The organism is Tissierella carlieri (genome assembly GCF_018917285.1).
Classification (GTDB): Bacteria; Bacillota; Clostridia; order Tissierellales; family Tissierellaceae; genus Tissierella; species Tissierella carlieri.
Map to the genome: position 1 here is coordinate 129,553 of NZ_JAHLOH010000040.1, position 19,719 is coordinate 149,271.

18 protein-coding genes are annotated in these 19,719 nt (G+C 31.8%); 3 read left to right on the plus strand and 15 right to left on the minus strand.

The genetic code is table 11. The annotated features are described in order from the left end of the window. Positions 1–74: 74 nt before the first annotated feature. Positions 75–731, plus strand: a complete 657-nt coding sequence (locus KQI38_RS12890; protein ID WP_216560019.1) for a Crp/Fnr family transcriptional regulator — start codon at positions 75–77, stop codon at positions 729–731. A 4-nt stretch (positions 732–735) separates the two neighbouring features. Beyond that, positions 736–1,698 (plus strand): GIY-YIG nuclease family protein, encoded by a 963-nt coding sequence (locus KQI38_RS12895; protein ID WP_216560020.1) that lies wholly within the window; start codon positions 736–738, stop codon positions 1,696–1,698. 22 nt (positions 1,699–1,720) lie between these two features. On the opposite strand, the gene KQI38_RS12900 is transcribed toward KQI38_RS12895, so the two are convergent. Together KQI38_RS12900 and KQI38_RS12905 are read right to left on the minus strand one after the other, a co-directional pair. Next, positions 1,721–3,034, minus strand: coding sequence for a DUF4179 domain-containing protein (locus KQI38_RS12900; RefSeq protein WP_216560021.1), 1,314 nt, complete (start codon positions 3,032–3,034; stop codon positions 1,721–1,723). Further along, positions 3,035–3,550, minus strand: a complete 516-nt coding sequence (locus KQI38_RS12905) for an RNA polymerase sigma factor (protein WP_338114469.1) — start codon at positions 3,548–3,550, stop codon at positions 3,035–3,037. Positions 3,551–4,061: 511 nt separating this feature from the next. On the opposite strand from KQI38_RS12905, the gene KQI38_RS22645 reads away from it, so the two are divergent. Beyond that, a complete protein-coding gene (locus tag KQI38_RS22645) occupies positions 4,062–4,913 on the plus strand; it encodes a pentapeptide repeat-containing protein (RefSeq protein WP_216560023.1) in 852 nt (283 codons plus the stop codon). 402 nt (positions 4,914–5,315) lie between these two features. On the opposite strand, the gene KQI38_RS12915 is transcribed toward KQI38_RS22645, so the two are convergent. The 13 genes from KQI38_RS12915 to KQI38_RS12975 all read right to left on the minus strand — a co-directional run bounded on the left by KQI38_RS12915 (position 5,316) and on the right by KQI38_RS12975 (position 19,699). Then, positions 5,316–6,728 (minus strand): dipeptidase, encoded by a 1,413-nt coding sequence (locus tag KQI38_RS12915; RefSeq protein ID WP_216560025.1) that lies wholly within the window; start codon positions 6,726–6,728, stop codon positions 5,316–5,318. Positions 6,729–6,926: 198 nt separating this feature from the next. Continuing rightward, positions 6,927–7,856, minus strand: a complete 930-nt coding sequence (locus KQI38_RS12920) for a S66 peptidase family protein (RefSeq protein ID WP_216560027.1) — start codon at positions 7,854–7,856, stop codon at positions 6,927–6,929. 23 nt (positions 7,857–7,879) lie between these two features. After that, positions 7,880–8,419 (minus strand): spore maturation protein, encoded by a 540-nt coding sequence (locus tag KQI38_RS12925; RefSeq protein ID WP_216560029.1) that lies wholly within the window; start codon positions 8,417–8,419, stop codon positions 7,880–7,882. Between the two features lie 22 nt (positions 8,420–8,441). Further along, positions 8,442–9,044: a nucleoside recognition domain-containing protein gene (locus tag KQI38_RS12930; protein WP_216560030.1), complete on the minus strand. Its 603-nt coding sequence runs from the start codon at positions 9,042–9,044 to the stop codon at positions 8,442–8,444. A 377-nt stretch (positions 9,045–9,421) separates the two neighbouring features. Continuing rightward, entirely contained in the window at positions 9,422–10,234 is an 813-nt protein-coding gene (locus tag KQI38_RS12935) for an SH3 domain-containing C40 family peptidase (RefSeq protein WP_216560031.1), read from the minus strand. A gap of 25 nt (positions 10,235–10,259) precedes the next feature. Then, a complete protein-coding gene (locus KQI38_RS12940; RefSeq protein WP_216560033.1) occupies positions 10,260–11,036 on the minus strand; it encodes a serine hydrolase in 777 nt (258 codons plus the stop codon). 89 nt (positions 11,037–11,125) lie between these two features. Continuing rightward, entirely contained in the window at positions 11,126–12,217 is a 1,092-nt protein-coding gene (locus KQI38_RS12945; protein ID WP_216560034.1) for a peptidase C39 family protein, read from the minus strand. Positions 12,218–12,268: 51 nt separating this feature from the next. Next, complete coding sequence (locus tag KQI38_RS12950; protein ID WP_216560036.1) at positions 12,269–13,213, minus strand: ATP-binding cassette domain-containing protein; 945 nt, start codon at positions 13,211–13,213, stop codon at positions 12,269–12,271. Further along, positions 13,206–14,255 carry an ABC transporter ATP-binding protein gene (locus KQI38_RS12955; RefSeq protein WP_216560038.1) on the minus strand — a complete coding sequence of 350 codons (1,050 nt, stop codon included), beginning with the start codon at positions 14,253–14,255 and terminating at the stop codon, positions 13,206–13,208. Before KQI38_RS12955 ends, KQI38_RS12950 begins: the two co-directional genes overlap by 8 nt. A gap of 10 nt (positions 14,256–14,265) precedes the next feature. Beyond that, positions 14,266–15,234 (minus strand): ABC transporter permease, encoded by a 969-nt coding sequence (locus tag KQI38_RS12960; RefSeq protein ID WP_246565818.1) that lies wholly within the window; start codon positions 15,232–15,234, stop codon positions 14,266–14,268. Further along, on the minus strand, positions 15,234–16,178 hold the full coding sequence (locus KQI38_RS12965) for an ABC transporter permease (protein WP_216560040.1): 945 nt from the start codon (positions 16,176–16,178) through the stop codon (positions 15,234–15,236). The genes KQI38_RS12960 and KQI38_RS12965 overlap by 1 nt, the downstream gene beginning before the upstream one ends. Positions 16,179–16,318: 140 nt before the next feature. Then, positions 16,319–18,184: a peptide ABC transporter substrate-binding protein gene (locus KQI38_RS12970; protein WP_216560042.1), complete on the minus strand. Its 1,866-nt coding sequence runs from the start codon at positions 18,182–18,184 to the stop codon at positions 16,319–16,321. 429 nt (positions 18,185–18,613) lie between these two features. Beyond that, complete coding sequence (locus KQI38_RS12975; RefSeq protein WP_216560044.1) at positions 18,614–19,699, minus strand: dipeptide epimerase; 1,086 nt, start codon at positions 19,697–19,699, stop codon at positions 18,614–18,616. Between the last annotated feature and the right edge of the window lie 20 nt (positions 19,700–19,719).

A 19,719-nucleotide genomic window follows, 5' to 3' on the forward strand; every position in this document is an offset into this window, starting at 1 on the left:
CTATTTACTACTTTTAAATCATAACGGATTTTAGTATAATAAAAAGTAACTATAGTTACTTTTTGGAGGTTTTTATGGAATATTTTAATTATATTGATATCATATTGAGTATTTCTTTATTTAAAGATTTCAATATAAAGGAGTTATCTTCGATTTTAATAGATAAATACTTAATACAGAGCTATGGAAAAAATGAAATCATATATTTACAAAATGAAAAGGCTATTACCATGGATATAATCCTAGAGGGTGAAGTAATTGTACAAAGTATAGACAAAAATGGAAATATCTTATCTATTGTCTCTCTTTCGGCAGGTGATATGCTTGGAGGAAACTTAATTTTCTCTAGTAAGAATGAATACCCAATGACCATAATCGCTAAAACTAATACCAAATTGCTACAGATTAAAAAGGATTTAGTATTAGAATTATGTCAGGAAAATAAAATATTCCTAGCAGGCTTTCTTGAAATCCTTTCAGATAAGGCTTTAGTATTAACTACTAAGATTCATTCTTTAGCCATGAAAACAATTAGAGAAAAGATCATGGATTTTTTATTATTCGAATCCAATAGACAAAATTGCAATATAATAAAACTCTCTCTTTCTAAGAAAGATTTAGCTGAGAAGTTTGGCGTTGAAAGACCTTCATTGCAAAGAGAGTTAAGAAAAATGAAAAATGATGGGATAATCGATTATGACTCTAGAAGTATAGTATTGAAGAAAAGGTGATTCCATGAGTAAAATCCCTGAGCATTTAATAGAAAAAATAAATTCAATTCCAACTCAATCTGGAATTTATAAAATGCTTGATTCTAATGGCAGGATTATTTACGTTGGCAAGAGCATTTCTCTTAAAAATAGAGTACGTTCATATTTTGCAGATAATCCTAAATGGGCTAAAGTAGAAAAAATGGTATCTTTTATTGATGATATTGAATATATAGTCACAGATACTCATTTGGAAGCAGTATTATTAGAATGCTTCTTAATTAAAAAGATAAAACCTATGTTTAATTCACAACTTAAAAATGATGAAAAATATGTTTATCTAAAGATAGAAGATTTCAATATCTATAATCCTTTGTCTATAGTAAATAGTAGAGAAGATAATTGCTATGGTCCCTTTAGAAGAAAATTTTCATTAATTGAATTAATTAATTCCTTTAAAAATATTTATCCTATAACCAAAGCTGATAAAGGTTATGATTTCGAATATAATCTAATGCCTATTCCCATGGATAGAAGAATCTTTGAAGAAAATAAAGAATCGTTACAAGAAATTTTCTCAGATGATAAAAAAATGATATTATTAATCAATAGATTAGAAGGAAAAATGAAAGAAGCAGCTGCTCAGCTTCAATTTGCAACTGCTTCTGTTTATAGGGATATGATCTATGGTTTAAATTATTTAAAAACTGGAATCTATGGCTATAAAACCATGTTTTTAAAAGATATACTACTAAAGATGCCTATCACCAATGGATATAAATTATTTTTCGTATCTAAGGGGGAAATTTTATTGAAATCTGTTTTTTCTACTTTAACAGAAGATGATATACAAGATTTCATTAATATAGGTAAGGACTTAAAATCATCTATTTCTGGCAATCTAAATGAAAAATCAAGTATGGATTACAGAGATATTTTATATTCGGAAATTAAATCATTGCCTGATGAAATGGTTATATATTTATGAGTTAGGGAAAGCCCCTAACTCATTACTCTATACTATATTCATATATTGTTTCATTGTATGTTTTATTATATCTAATCCTTTGAATATCTAGTTTCAAATTTTCTCCTGTTCCCTTAAATTCAATAGTTCTGGTATGGTTTGTTTTTTCTGTATCTCCTTCAACTATATCTTCAAAATCTCCTTCAATAGTTTGCTCCGCTTCGACTTTCTCTCCATCTATATCTAAAAACACTGTATTTAATATTAAACCTTCATCTGTTGTGATATTTATATAGGTATTTCCTTCTGATTCATAGACTTCATTGATTCTTATATCTTGCTCTAGGATTTTCATATCCTTATTAATTTTTCCTTTTTGTAGTTCAATAACTTCCTTAACATCATGATTACCACTGAAGGACTTTAGTACTATTTGAATATCTTTTGTGTCATGAGGTAATGCATCATAAGACATATTAAAGCGACTACCTTTGGCACTTGTACTCATACGTGAACCTTGTTTCTGAATATCTTTACCATTGGCCATTATACTCAATTCTATATCTCCACTCATAGATTTTTCACCCTTGACTTTATCTATTCCCAGTTCAATTATATTTTGAATTTGTCCCTTTATAACAGTAGATGTGGGAGATGCTATTAAGGATTTAATTTTTATTTTTCTTTGGTCTACTTCAATTTCCTTATTAATTCCAATTTTCAAGCTATGTCCCATGGCTTGATTTCTATCTAATCTGAACTCAATTATTCCCGTTTCTTCCATATCAATTGAATGAAATTTTAATTTCATCTTTCTCTCATAAAACATTGGTTTATCACAAGTCATTACCCATTTCATCTCTGTTTTATCTTCATTTGCTTGACCAAAACCACTCCTATTGTAGGTAACTCCAAATAATCCCTGTACATACATAAATCCCAAATCTCGATCAATTTCTTGTACATTTCCTGAAGGGTCATTTATAATATAGAATACGATTAAATTATTATCATCTAACATTATACCGTCTAATGTAACCTTAATTCCATCTTTAAAGGTATAGGATTTATTGATAATCTGCCCCTTCCCTAACTCATTTAGTTCTTGTAAAGTTCCATCCATCACATTATCATATCCGATTAATTGCTTTGCATAATAAGCTAAAGTATCTACATTATATCCTATAAGGAGAATTGCAATAATTAATGCTACAACCTTCCATTTAATATGAAATTTTCTTTTTTTATTAGGTATATTGTCTAAGGCATCTCTCAATCTATCTTCCATATTCTCTGGCATTTTTAACTTATTTAATTCATTTTTTCCTTCATTCAATAGTTTTTCAATATTATCCACTTATACCATCCTTTCCATGGATTCTCTTAAATTTCTCATAGCTACACTTATTCTGGACTTTACTGTGCCAAGAGGAATTTTAAGTATTTGTCCTATAGTTTCATAGTCAAGGTCTAGAAAATATCTTAATTTAATGACTTCCTGATGATTAGGACTTAGATTAGATAAGTATTTTTCTAATACTATCTTATCCTCTGGATTTTCATAGGCTTCATAAACACCTTCTTCTTTTATATTTTCTAAGGAAATGATCTTCTTTTTCTTTCTCAACATATTCTTACAAGAGTTAACCAATATGGTCTTACTCCAACTATAAAATGCGTCATCTTTCTTGAGTTTATGTATATTTTCATATAGTATGACTATCATGTCTTGCATTGCATCTAAAGCATCGTCTTCACTCTTCATATAAACATAGGCTAATTTATAGTAATCTGTTTTTTGAGCCATAACTAGTTGCAGTAAGGATTCTTTATCCCCATTTTTTGCTTGCTTGATTAGTAGTTTTTCCTCCACTTCCTCACCCCTATCTCTATATAAGAGTATTGTACCATTAAAAAAGTTCATTTATATTAAATATTATTTAATATAAATGAACTAATGAAGAAGATAATTAATAACTATAGCACTTCAACTGTTTAGATAAAATATCATCTGTTGGATTTACTTAAGTTGAAAGAAGTATTTTTATATAATCTTTTATTGATTTTGCGGCTCATAAGTCCTCATAACTTCTCATAGAAGTTTATAGAAAACAGGAAACTCTCAGCAACATGAACTCCGCTCTGCCTGACATGGACGAGGAAATGCAGAGTTTTCCAGACAAGATATTGAGAAGCTGAAGAATTTGGAAGAGAACGAATTTATTTTAGCAACTTATTGGATTTTTACTTTTTTCTATGTTTTTCTCCCAGTCACATTTTTATGACTTATGTAGCATTTATTGTAGGCAGATTGACGATTTTATCATTTATTATTATACTATTAACACAAAGGTGTCACAAGTAGCACACCTGTGAGGAAGGAAGTGAATAAAATAAATACGCTATTTGAACCTGATATTGATTTATCTATCTTCAAGCCATATACAATAGACTGTAGTAAATGCTGCGGTTTATGCTGTGTTGCTCTTTACTTTTCAAAGATAGATGGCTTCCCAGATAACAAAAACGCTGGCATACCATGTAATCATTTACAGCACGATTATAAATGCAAAATACATTCAACTCTTTCTAAGCGGGGGTTAAAGGGGTGTATGGCCTATGATTGTTTTGGCGCAGGTCAACAGATCACCAGCCATTTAGCAGAACCGCCAAACTGGAAAGTTCTTTCATCAAAGGAAACTAAAACTATTTTTGATTCATTCTCAAACATTATGCAGGTACATCAAGTGCTTTGGTACTTAACAGTTGCTTCAACATTGGGTTTGGAAAAATCAGAGAAAGAACAAATCAGCCTACTACTTAACCAAGGGAAAGAACTAACCAGTCAATCCCTAGAGATACTTCAAAATATGGATATAAAATCATTTCGCGAAAAGTCAAGTTTAGTTTTGAGAAAAATTTGTTTAAACATTGCAAATAAGTTTTCTGCTCATGGAAAATCAGATTCTAACCCAAATTACATGGCTAAAAATTTCAAGCAGAAAAATCTTATTGGTAAAGATTTTAGTATGTCCTTATTGATTGCTGCGAACTTAGAAGGTGCTAATTTACTGGGTGCAAATTTCCTAGGGGCAGATATGAGAGATACCAATATCAAAAATACTGATTTAAGCCACAGTTTATTTTTGACCCAAATTCAAATAAACGCAGCAAGAGGAAATGAAAATACCGTTTTGCCCCCCTATTTATATGCCCCTATATCATGGCAACATTAGTCTGGAGGTGGTGATGCTGGAAAGTAATCATCATAAAGACCGACGACCTAGACAATACATTGTACCGAAAGATTGTTTCTATACTGTGCAAAGTTGAAATGCCGGGACCATCAAAAAATATAGTGTTTATGCGATTTTTCGGCATTTTGATTGTTCTGATTTTAAGATTTTTCTTTTTGATATCAACGAATAAAATATTGTTTTTTAATAAAATTTTACAAATTCAGCAGCTGGCTTTCTATAACCTCTAACTTTACTACTACTTTTGTCCATTTTACCCATAGTATTATGATAACTGGAACTTCATTTTCTGGAATATTTAACAATTGGCTAATTTTATCTTTATCTTAAGAAAAATATGCAGAAATAATTGAAACAGCAAGGGTTTCCTTGCTGTTTCAATTATTTTATACAAAGGATTCTAGTTTCTCTTTGAATATCTCCTTTATTATTCCAGACTTCAAAAGTAACCACATGAAATTTCTCTTTTAATGGTTTTTTTATTTTTAGAGACAAATTAGATGTCTTTTCATTATAAATAGGTTTATATGAAATACCATCGACTATTATTCTAGACTTAGTTTCATCAATTTTCGCCCCATTTAAGCTTTCTATCTTTGCAGCCAATAAAGGTGTGGAATTTATTACTATTTCTCCCATTTTGAATTCTGGTGTAATATATAAATTCCTTTTAGAATCCTTAGAATTGGTTTTAGCTATCCTTTCAACCTCATTCAAAACCCTCAAAGTATTCTTTCCCAAGAGTTTCTCTATATCTTCCTTTGAATATCCTCTTCTTACTAATTCTTCAGTGACTTTATACAATTCTGAAGAGTCTTTGATATCATTAGGTAATCTTCCTCCATCAAAATCAGAGCCTATCCCTACATGATCGATCCCTGCTAGATTTACTGCATAATCAATATGGTCTACATAATCCTTTATATATGCTGTCTTTGAATCTGTCAAAAAATCTGGATAAAATACTATGCCTATTACTCCTCCATTTTTAGCCAATGCCTTTAATTGTTCATCTGTTAAATTCCTAGGATGCTTTCTCAAGGAGTAAACTCCTGAATGTGATGCTATTATTGGTGCTTTTGAAATAGCTATAATATCCCAAAAAGTACTTTCAGCCATATGAGATACATCTATTACCATACCAAGTCTATTCATTTCAATAGCCAACTTCTCTCCTAATTTTGTAAGTCCACCAGAGGATGGAGTCTTTTTAGGATCACCATATATCCTGTTACATCCTTCTCCTAAATAATTTGAATAATTCCAGTTAAATCCCACTACTCTAACTCCTAAATCATAATATTGATTAATGAGTTCTATGGCATTACTCTCATTAAATGAATATCCACCTTCAATAGTAGGAACTGCCGCAATTTTCCTATCCTTAACTGTTTTTTCAATTTCTTCTACAGTTCCTACAATTTTAAATGTATCTCTGTTGTTTCCTTCAGTCCAATATAAAGCATTAATCAATGCTAATGTTCTGCTTATACTTCTTGAGTCATTACCATAATATCCAGCAGTATATGCTGCAAAAAATGGAACTTTCAATCCGCCTGCTTTTAATTTTGGTATATCTATATGATTTTTTGTATCTTTACCGATATTTACTTTAGGTAACCAGGTTTCATTATCAATAACCTTCATCATAGTATCATTGTGACTATCCACGATTATTGAATCAAAATGTATTTTCAAATCCTCTTTTCTCCCATAGGCTAATGCTAAAGATGGATTTAAAAAAGGCAATACTACTAATATCACGAGTAAATAACAAATGAGCCTTTTATTCATTATTTTATCCTCCTAAGTAAAGGTTTTAGCTAATTTTATTATAATATTCCTTCTTAGCTTCTATTAACACTATTATATAAGCTTATATTAAGATTCTCAATATTTATTAGAATTATTGCCCAGCCATTTGCAATATTCCCTTGTAAAACTTTAAAAAGCAATATTGCTAAGCGGATAGTCCACTTAGCAATATTATTTTTATTCTGTACAATTTTCTAATATTATAAGTTCTTTTTTATCTGCATCAAGCCTAGCCTTTACACCAAATGGAAGTGTAACCATTGGCTCACAGTGTCCAGCCTGAAGATTATATATAGTAGGCTTACATATTGGCTTTATATGATCATCGATTACTTGCTCTAAAGTTAAATTTTCATCATGCTTTTCAGATACACAATTGTTAAAATCTCCAAGTATAATACCGCTAGCATCATGTAGTTTTCCTGCCAATCTTAATTGATTTAACATCCTATCTATATTGTAAGGTTCTTCTCCTATTTCTTCTATAAATAAGATCTTATCCTTTACATCTATTTCATAAGGTGTACCAATTGTATCTACTATCAAAGATAAATTCCCACCTATTATATTACCTTCAGCTATGCCTCCATTTATAGTAACTATTTCTTCTTTTGGAGGATTAGATATTTTCCCCATAGGTTCAGTTTGCATAATTGCCTTAAAAAGGTTGTCCCTAGAAAACTCAGAAAAATTTCCTATCATATCTGAGGCTACCATAGGTCCATGATAAGTAACTAAGTCAGCTATCTGGGTAAAAGCTATATGTAGTGCAGTAATATCACTATATCCTACAAATACCTTCGGATTATTTTTTATAGCTTCATAATCTAATAAATCAAGAATACGAGGCGTTCCATATCCCCCTCTAATACATATAATTCCATTTACTTCTTTATCTTTAAACATTTCATTTATATCTTCTGCCCTGACAGCATCCGTCCCTGATAAATATCCATATTTTTCATAAGGACTTTTACCCATTTTTACCTTAAATCCCATTTCAATCAGCTTATCATGAGCTCTTTTAACTCTTTCTTCTGTAGTAGGGCTAGCTGGTGCGATAATTCCTATTGTATCTCCTAATTTTAATGCTTTTGGTTTAATCATAATGACTCCCCCTATAGGTTATATTACATTCCAAAGAATAATCTTGTTACAAGGACAGCTGTAACTAATCCTGCAAAGTCAGCCAATAATCCAACTGGAAGTGCGTGTCTCTGTTTTTTAACAGCTACGGAACCAAAATATACTGCTAGTACATAAAATGTAGTTTCTGTTGACCCCATCATAACTGCCGCCATACGTCCTATTAATGACTCTGTTCCATGAGTTGTTACTAAATCTGTCATTATGCCTTGGGCTCCACCACCAGATAAAGGTCTCATAAATGCCATAGGTAATACTTCTCCTGGCATACCAATTAAATTAGTTATAGGACTTAAAGCTTTGGTTAATAAATCCATAGCTCCAGATGCTCTAAAAGCCCCTATGGCAACTAACATTGCTACAAGGAAAGGAATTATTCTTACAGCAGTAGTGAAACCTTCCTTAGCTCCTTCTGTAAAGGATTCATATACTTTAACTTTTTTAGCCATTCCAAAGACTATAAAACCAACAATTATTACAGGAATTGCATAGACTGATATTGCTTGCATTACTTTTACGAACATTGATCTTCCCCCTTATACTATATTAGTTATTAGCCTTTTTCATCTGATACTTAGGTAGTTTTTGAAATAATCTAGCTGCAATAATTGCAACAACTGTTGATACGGTAGTAGCTACTAATGTTGGTCCTATTATCTCCGTAGGATTTGTGGCTCCTGCCGCTGCTAATATTGCAATAGTAGATGCGGGAACTAATGTTACTGAAGAAGTATTGATGGCTAAGAATGTAACCATTGCATCAGTTGCTGTTTCTTTATCATCACTTAATTTTTGCAGCTCCTGCATTGCTTTTAATCCTAATGGAGTAGCAGCATTACCTAATCCCAACATATTTGCAGCAATATTCATTATCATTGCACCCATTGCAGGATGTTCTGCTGGAACATCAGGGAATAATCTAATCATTAATGGTCTTAGTAATTTTGCAAGTTTCTCAACTAGTCCTGAATCCTCAGCAATCTTCATAAGTCCTAGCCATAGAGTCATTATTCCAATAAGTCCCAAAGCTAAATCTACACCTGTCTTTGCATTATCAATTGCTGCATTTGTAACTGCCTCAAGATTGCCTGTAGCAGCTCCAACTACAAATCCAATGATAAGCAAACCTGCCCAAATAAAATTAATCATTAAGATGCCTCCTTTAATTGTTTATATTTAATTGCCATGTATATACAATGCAATTAATATGCCATAACTATAACCTTGATTTTTAGATATCTTTGAACCTGCATTTCCTATTTCTAGGAAACAAGTTTGTATTTTTACAATAATTCGAAATTTTTCTCATATTATAAGTGTTTTTAATTTATATTTAAATAAAATTTTACCAGTACGATAAACAGAACTATAATCCGAAAATATGGAATTTTAAAATTTTAGATGACCCTTTCTATTATAGCAAAATCCTTTAAATTTGTAACAAATAAAAAAGCTTCTTAGATCTAAGAAACTTTTTTGAAAAATATTAGGAAAATTCTAACTAAAAGGCTAAGATTTCTATGGTTTTAAAAAATTGTGCCTATATCTGTTATGGTTTTTGCCAAATCCTCTTTATAATCTATATCACTAGGATTTAAGCTATTAATATTAACGCCATTCAAACTTGAGCTTGAATGTATATATCTGTTATTTCCTATATACATTGCTACGTGACCCGGAAAAAATAAAAGATCTCCAGGTTTTATTTCATCTAAAGTTATTTTTCTCATATATTCATCTTTTCTTTCAGCATCCCTATATATTATGATTCCATTTAACATATAAGATATAGAGCATAATCCTGAGCAATCTAACCCCAAAGGACTTTTGCCACCCCATCTATATTGTGTACCTAAGTATAGCATAGCTGTTTTAACTAATCTATCTCTTAACTGATTTTCATCATCTTTATTATAAGAAATTATTCTATCTCCTGCGAAACTTGTCCTAACCCATCCAGTTCTACGATCGGCTAATTTAATCTCTGTCCAGCCATCTTTTTCATTTCCAGTAACTATAACTATGGCACCTCTAGTTAAAATTTTTTTTACATAACCCTTATAACTTGCCCCAGGCATTACATCAACTACTGAATGAGTGATTATACTTTTTGCCTCATTCATCCATTCTTTTGACTGAATATCATCTATAATTATATTTGATTGATGAACATAGCCACAATAATTATAGTGAGTTTCAATATAATACCAACCATCTCCCATATCTTCTAAAATTTTTATAACCATTCCATATAAACCTTCATCAGCCATTTCACTATCAAATTTCGGATGTAGATTAATAGGGACTACGGTTTTGTTTAAAATCCCTAGCTTTTGCAAATTTATCACCTCATAATATATTTTTTTACTTAACCTTTGATAAGTTATCATATACCAATTTAGAAATTCTTCCTATAGTCCTTTTTCCGACTAAATCGTCTTTTCCATCTGTTGTGAAAATCCCTATTAGATAATGTATATTTTCTAAATAAAATATTCCTATATCGTGATTTAATCCACTTAATTCCCCAGTCTTATGAGCTATAACTACCTCATCTAAAATATATCTTGGCAGCATATTTCTATGTTTTTGTCTGCTTAAAATATGTATCATAAGTTCACACATTTCAGCACTAATAATAGATTTATTATATATCTTTTCCATGAGTATTGCTATGTCCATAGGACTAGTCATGTTTTCTCTACCCTCTTTTGCTGCTTCAAAGTCCATCATCTTTCTTCTTAGAATTGTATCATTACAGCCTATTTTTTTTGCCATTTCATTGATTCTTTCATATCCTAATAATTCTATTAAAATATTAGTAGCTGTATTGTCACTAAGGATTATCATCAAAGTAATTAGATCTATTAATGGATATTCTTCTAATTTTAATTCAGATACTAGGCTATATTCAACTCTATCACATTCTCTAACCTTTATTTTTTGATCTAGGTTGAATTCTCCTTTCTCAACACGCTCTAGTGCTTCTGTCATTATAAGAATTTTTATTATACTAGCAGATGGAAAAGTTCTATTTTCATCATATTTTAATATCCATTGATCATTACTTAAGTCTTTTATTATAATTGAAACCTTTTCTTCTGCTAACTTTAGCTCTTCCATAACAATTTCTTTTATCATTTTCGTCACCTCTTATTTATAATAGCGGGGGAAAAGCCTCTAAGTCTATTACTTAAAAGTAATTCAACTTTTGAGGCTTTAATGATTTTTTAATTCAATTCTGGACTTAAAATATATACTATTTTATTCCATGCTTTCTCAAATCCTGATACTTTGTATTCTCTACGTACGGTATCTACCTCTGGGGCTGCTGGATCATTTACGATAACGTATTCTTCTCCATCTTTTACTGTAAATCCCCTCACTACTAGTAAGTGTCCACTTGGATAAGTTTGAGGAGCCTCAATTAATGTATTTTCTGATTTTGTTTTTATAGAAGCTATAACTGGAATACCTTTTGATATTTTTTCTTTTATATCATTAATTGATGTAAAACGAGCTACATAGGAGTATTTACACTTTGTTCCTCCATAGGCAGCATTAAAGGACCAATTTCCATAGATATTTTCTTTTTTATCTAAAACATTTTCTGCTACTTCTTCAGTATCTATATCGTATCCATAGTATTCCAATACCATAGATACAGATGTAGGGCTGCATATTACATTGCCTATTTCTGGAACTACCATTTGAGATCTTTCTGGTACATTTAGTTCTATTAAGTAATCATTATCTAAGGCAGAGACTTTTTCTACTTCATCCCTAGGCTTTAAAGCTAAGAATATATTTCTTACTTTTGGACTAGACATACTGGAATCCTTGCGTGTTAATTCTACACTATATCTAATAGCATCTGCATCTTTGCCCCAAAGTATCTCTAATGTATCGATTGACATCTTTGCCGTTTTATCAATTTGATCTTCAATACTTCCCCTAGTTCCGTCTTGAGACCATTTCCCATAGGAAAACCATATGGTCCACTGATCTTCTATCTTTACTTTAACAAATAGTTCTATTTCAGTTTCTTCTGGTGTATCTACATTCCAAGAAGCTACTAATTCATTAAATTTTTCTGTGGTCATTATAGGTGAAATATATTTTCCTTGAAGAGATGAATCTTCTAAAATGATTTCACCTTCGTCATTTATTTTAGTATTTTCGTTTTCTCCTTCTCTAAAATCTTCTACTCTATTGACAATCAAGTTTCCATCATAAGATATTTCTTTTGTTTTAGTTGAATCGCTGCATCCACACATTAGTAATATAACCCCCATCAATACAAAATTTTTTTTCCTAAACATATGGATTCCCCCTGTAATAAAATCATCCGCTTTAATTAAAGCTTTAAGATTCTATTTATTTAATGCTTTCATGTATTCTTCTATCTCTCTTTCATTTCCCAGAACAAAATGTTCAGGTTCTATCTCAACCCACTTTGGAGGCATATTTTCATAATCATGACAACTAGGGTCATAAATTTCTAATACTTTTGATCTTTGTCGTCTTGGATCAGGCAATGGAATTGCTGAAAATAAAGATCTAGTATAAGGGTGAAGAGGATTTTTATAAAGTTTTTCAGTTTCAGCCATTTCTACTATTTGCCCTTTATAAATTACTGCCACTCTATCCGTTATAAATCTTACTACAGACAAATCATGGGCAATGAATAGATATGTTAATCCTTTACTCCTTTGTAATTCTGACATTAAATTTAATACTTGAGCACGAATAGAAACATCTAAGGCGGATATAGGCTCATCTGCAATTATTAGCTCCGGCTCCATTACTACAGACCTTGCAACTCCTATTCTTTGCCTTTGTCCTCCTGAAAACTCGTGAGGGAATCGGCTTAAAAACTCAGGTAATAATCCAACATCAATAAGTGCCTTTTCTACTTTTTCTTTTCTTTCTTCTTCATTTTTATAATTTTTTAAATTATACAGACCTTCTGATACTATATAATCTACTTTGGCTCTCTCATTTAGTGATGCCATTGGATCTTGAAATATCATTTGAATTTTTTTAGTTATTTCTCTATCTAATTCTTTATCTATTTTTCCATTGATCTTTTTTCCCTTAAATATAATTTCTCCACCTGCTGTTTCATTCAAACGAATAATAGCTCTGCCTATTGTAGTTTTTCCTGAACCAGACTCTCCAACTAATCCAAAGGTCTCTCCCCTATAGATATTGAAATTTACATCCTTTACAGCTACAAATTTATTCTTTTTTCCCCTTCCAAATTCTACCCTCAAGTTTTTTACTTCTAGTAAGACTTCCTTTTGGTTATTAGGCATTGTTCATGACCCCCCATTGTTGTCTTAGTATTTTTATGGACTCAGGCGGATTAACTTCTGGCGCACGAGGATCTAGCAGCCATGTCTTTGCCTTATGTGTAGGACTTACATCAAAATACGGTGGCTTTTCAACAAAATCTATCTTCAGCGCTCTAGGATTCCTAGGTGCGAAAGCATCACCTTTTATCTCATAGAATAAGTTTGGCGGAGTTCCTTTTATGGAGAATAAATCCTCTCCTTTTACTCCAAGTTGTGGAAGTGAAGATAATAGCGCCCATGTATATGGATGCTGTCCATTGTAGAACACCTCTTCACATTGACCTATCTCAACTATATCACCAGCATACATAACTGCTACTCTATCTGCGACATCAGCTACAACCCCCAAGTCATGGGTAATATATATTGTAGTTAATTGATATTTTTCTTTAAGGTTTTTTAACAGATTTAAAATTTGAGCTTGTATTGTTACATCTAGGGCTGTAGTTGGTTCATCGCATATTAAAATCCTTGGATTACAAGCTATAGCTATGGCTATAACTACTCTCTGTCTCATACCTCCTGAAAACTCATGGGGGTATTGTTTATATCTTTTTTCAGGTTCAGTAATACCGACATCAGATAATAATTCAATTACTTTCTTTTTTGCTTCTTCTTTTTTTAGACCTTGATGTAATTCAACAGCCTCCTGCACTTGTTTACCAACAGTTTTTAAAGGGTTTAATGAAGTCATAGGATCTTGAAAGACCATAGCAATTTTTTTCCCTCTAATTTTAATCCAATCATTTTCTGTTTTATAATTTGATATTTCCTCTCCTTCAAAGGTTATGCTTCCAGAATCTATCCAACCATTCCCATCTAATAATCCCATAAAACTCTTAGTAAAAACTGATTTTCCCGATCCCGATTCCCCTACTATGGCTAAACTTTCTCCTTCATACAAGTCTAAAGAAGCTTCTCTTATAGCTGTTAATACATCTCCCCTTAGTCTAAATTTAATTACTAAATCCTTTACAGATAATATGACTTTTTTACTTTCCATAGTACACCTCCTATACGTGGTTTTTAGGGTCTGCCGCATCAGAAAAAACATTTCCCATCATGTAAAATGAAATGGTTATTATAGAAATAACTATTGAAGGAAATATTAATTGATACCTTTGTGATGCATTCATTATAAGAAGTCTTCCCTCATTAATAAGATTACCTAGTGACGGAATACTAACAGGTAATCCTAGCCCTATATAAGTCAAAAATACTTCATAGCCTATAGTCTGTGGAATAGACAATGCGACCGTCAGCATAATTACTGAAACTAAGTAAGGAAGTAAATTTCTAGCTATTATTCTTCTTGTAGGAGTCCCTAAACATTTTGATGCCAGATTATACTCCCTGTCTCTAATAATAACTGTCAGATTTCTTACAAACCTTGCCATATCTATCCATGATGTCAATCCCATGGCAATAATCATAGTATATAGACTAGGTTTCATTATATAAGTCATTAGAACCAGTATTATGGTTTTAGGAATATTGTTGATCACATTATATATCTCAGTCATTGGTCTATCTAGCCATCTTATATAACCCCACATGGCCCCTATGGTAATTCCTATAACGGCCTCCCAAAGTCCAACTATTATACCTATAAGTAATGAGGTTCTCGAACCACTCCATATACGTGACCAAAGATCCTGGCCAATTGAATTAGTTCCAAACCAAAATTCTGAATCAGGAGGATTGTTTTTAAGGGGAAGCTTTGTTTCAGGATTTATATGAATTTCAGTAGGTGATTTCTGATTAGGCAAATAAGGCTGAATTAATGTAAATACTAATAATACAGACATCAAGATTAATAGAAAGACCGCTGTTTTATTTTTTATGAAAACCTGCCAAGTAGAGCGCCAATATGAATAGTTTGAATATCCTCCACGTTTAGCCTCTTCTTCATTATATTCCACAAATTGAAATAAATCTTCATTTATGGCATTTGTTAATTTATCTACTGTACCTTTACTCATTATCTAGCGCCCCCTTTTCTCTGTAAATTTATACGAGGATCAAATAAGGCCATGAGTAAATCTCCTAAAAATAGCCCTACTATACCTATTGATGAATATATGATTACAAGAGCTTGAACTAAGGTGTTATCTTGCCTTTTAATAACCTCTACCAAAAGTCCTCCCATTCCTGGAATTGAATATAAAGATTCTATATAGATTGAACCTGCTATTGTAAATAGAATGGAAGCTGGTAAATATTGTGCCATGGGAACAAAGGCGTTGCGAAATATGTGTTTTACCATTATGGGCTTGCTTTTTAATCCTTTAGCTCTAGCTAATTTGACATAATCTTTGTTAATCTCATCTACCATATATCTCCTCATCCACATTGCATAACTGGCTATTCCTCCTAGGGACATAGATATAGCAGGTAATATCCATGTTTTAGGTTTATCTACATCAAATAACATTGGGATCTTAAAAACTCCCGTTACATATAATTGTAAGAAAAGAAAATATACAGCAGCAGGCACTGCTCTTATAAATACCACATAGCCTGTTCCTAACTTATCCCAAAATTTATTTTTGTTTCTGGCCATAGCTATTCCCAGCGTGACTCCAACAAGCAAAGATATTCCTATAGCTGCCAATCCAAAGTATAAGGAATACGGCACCTTATCCTTTATTATGTCTGCAACGGGCACCTTAGGTCTAAAGGTAATAGATTGCCCTAGATTACCAGTTAATATATTCTTATAAAAATTAATTAATTGCTTATGTATAGGGTCCCTAAGTCCCATACTGGTCAATATAGCTTCTCTTTGTTGTTCATCTAGCTTTTCATAGGAAGCTCCGAAATACCCTTCCTCAGGCAATAACCGCATAAGAAGAAATACTATGGTAACTATGATAAATAGGGTAAGCAAAGATTGTAATAGCCTCTTAATAGAATACTTTAGCATTTTTTTCCCTCTCTTCTCTGTAAGTCAACTATATTAAATCTCAATAAAAGTCAATTAACCTCTTACTTTTCATTAAGCTATAGTATATTAATTTTCAGACCTAAGGATTATCAATTAATAACCCTTAGGTCTTTGAATTCTTATTTACTGTTCTTTAATGCCTCGGCACGTTCTTTCTCCCAAGTTTCAAGTGCCGCCTTGTATTCTTCTGTATTCATAGGTTTTTCCATGATATGCTGTCCCTTATATCTGTTTGATGATACTCCAAATGGTGAATACTGAGATTCAAACGGATTTAATCTACCAGCTGCATATCCTCCTCCACCTAGTGCATAAGGAATAACGAAGGCTTCTTTGATTAAAAATGCTTCTGCCTCAGCAAATAATTCATAGCGCTTTTTGATGTCCATAACCTCTGCTTTAGCTTTATTTGTTAGGTTAGTATAGGTCTTTTCTCCATTGTCATCATTATAATCTTCAACAAATTCTGGGAAGTTATAATTTGCACCAGGAGTAAATGGATCTGTGTATGTTTCAGGATCTGCATAGTCAGGTCCCCAGTTACACTCTAAAAATCCATATTTTCCTGAACGTCTTACTTCTGATAAGAAGTTTGTAGGTGGTTTTGGATCTATTTGGATATCAATATAATCCTTTCCTAGTAGATTCTCCATTTGCTGCTCTATAACCTGTACTCTATTTGCCAATTCAGTTCCACCTGAGTTATATGGCATATATACTATTATTGGGAATTTTGCTTTTCCTTTTAATTCTTCCATAGCTTTATCTCTATATTGTTTTGCCAATTCTTCATTGAATGAATCAGTATTTGCAAACTCTTTTAGACCTTCTAGCTCAGTATAATCTATTCCATCTAAGTCAACAAAGCTCTTTGGTGTAATAGTATTTGATAACCTTTGCTCTGGATTATAAGGTTCTGATGTTATCATGGCAGATTTCCTATCTAATCCATGGAATAATGATTTGCGGAAGTTTACATTATTTACAGCAATTTTCCAGTTATCTGGTTCGTACTCTGCATCGAATTTAGGATCAAAATTTAACGCATAAAAATAAGTATAGAATCCTGTTCTATTTGGTCTAACTGAATCTTTTTTAGCTGGATCTTTCATCCATTCTTCTACTAAAGAAGCAGGTATATCAGCATAATCAACTTCTCCACGTAAAAATAGCTCTGGTGCTAATGTTGCAGATTCTTGGTTATAGGTCTCCTTTATTTTATCTATGAATATATTGTCCTTATCCCAGTATTGCTGATTTTTCACAAGAATTCTTCTAGTCTGCGGCTCAAAGGTTTCCATTACATAAGCCCCATTATATAGAATATTAGTATTGTCTGTTCCAAATCTATCTCCTACCTCTGCTAGGAAATCTCCATTAACAGGCAAGAAACAAATATAGTTAAGCATCGATAAGAAATATGGTGTATTTTGTTTAAGAGTATATTCTAATGTATAATCATCTACTGCTTTTACTCCTACTTGTTCAAAATCATCTATTTCACCATTGTAATACTCTTCTGCATTTTTAATTACACTATAAAATATATTTGCTGTTAGAGATTCATTATTTGGGTCTAGTAAGTACTTTGCAGCATCTACAAAGTCCTTAGCTTTAACTTCTGCATACTCCTTCCCCTCATGAGTAACCCATTTCACTCCTTGGCGAATGTTTAGGGTCCAAATTATTCCATCTTCTGAACTCTCCCATTCAGTTGCTAGACCAGGTATTGGAACCCCATATCTGTCATAGTCAATTAAGTTATCTACAAAATTCGCTGCTAGAGCGAATTCATTCTGATTCGCGGTCACTAAGTAGTTTAATGTAGTGATTTCTCCTGAATAAACCGTTGAGTATTCTTGAGGCTTTGCTGCTTTATCAGGTGTTTTGGACGGATCATCTGACGAAGTATCCTTTGTATTTGGTTTTGAACATCCTGCCAAAATCATCATTATTGCCAACATTAAAGCTATTAACCTTTTCATCTTACTCCCCCTCTAATTTTTAAAAATTTATGTAGCCTTTAGTAGAACTTTCCTCCTTCCTATTAAGCTATGAAATTATCGATTAAGTAATAGTTTTTACATTGAGATAAATCAATTTCTTACTAACTACATATTAAGATAATGCAAATATTATACCACTTAAATTAGCAGATATCTGAAAGCAAGCAAACTAAGATATTAGTATATTTGCAAGATTTAGATAAGATTTTCTTATGTGAATTATCAGATTATTTTAACTACAATTCATTTGCTTTTCCGCATTTACGTAATATCAGTGAAAAGGGCAGAATTATACGTAATAGTAAATTAGTCTCACTAAGGTCAATTAGTTGCAATTACGACTTCGACTGCCACCTTTTCCCGAAATATGAATTTTTTCCGTTTTTAAGGACTTCTTAAAACCAAAATCTAAAAGCTTAAGTTTCCAATATTTTTAAAACCTAATCCCCACTCATCATTTAATGTAATTTTATAATCTTGGAATTTAGGTCCTCCCTCAACTGGATCTTCTTTACATAATCCTGGTCCATCTAAATCGATTTTAGTAATTATACTTTTAGATGCCGCTAAATGGACTGCTGCACTAACACTTAGCTTACTTTCCAACATACATCCTATCATACATTCAACACCATATATTTCTGCAACAGAGCATATCTTTAACGCATTATGAATACCACCAGTTTTCATCAATTTAATATTTATTAAATCTGCTGCCCTATTTTGAATTATCTTTACTGCATCAGATGGAGAAAATACAGATTCATCTGCTAATATAGGTGTATTTACATTTTGAGTAACATATTTTAATCCTTCTAAATCATTAGCAGAAACAGGTTGTTCAACAAGTTCTATATCAAATCCCTTTTCTTCCATTTTTCTAAGAAGCATAACTGCTTCTTTTGGTTTCCATCCTTGATTTGCATCTAATCTCAAATCTACATTGTATCCAACAGCATCTCTTATGGCTTGTATCCTTTTTATATCCATTTGTGAATCAAGTCCGACCTTTATCTTTAATGTCTTATATCCTCTTTTTACAGCTTCAATACTATCTTGTGCCATTTCCTCCGGATCATTTACACTTATTGTCAAATCTGAAATTATTTCTTTCTTATATCCTCCTAAAAGCTTATATAAAGGCGATTTGTGAAGTTGACCAAAAAGATCATATATAGCTATATCAACAGCAGCTTTGGCAGATGTATTCTTAATTAAAGACCTATCTATCCTGTTCATTATCTCTTCTATATTCTCAATTTCTAATCCTATTATTTGTGGTGCTATAAAATCTTCTATAGCACATTTTATAGATCCTTTTGTATCACCTGTAATTACTGCTGTAGGTGCAGCCTCTCCGTATCCAATATGACCTGTATCAGTAATTATCTTAACTACAACATCTTCAATTCTATCAACTGTTCTAAGGGCTGTTTTAAAAGGCTTTTTAAGTGGTACCGATATTTGACCTACTTGTATCTCTTTTATTTTCATTTAAAAACCTCCTTTATAGC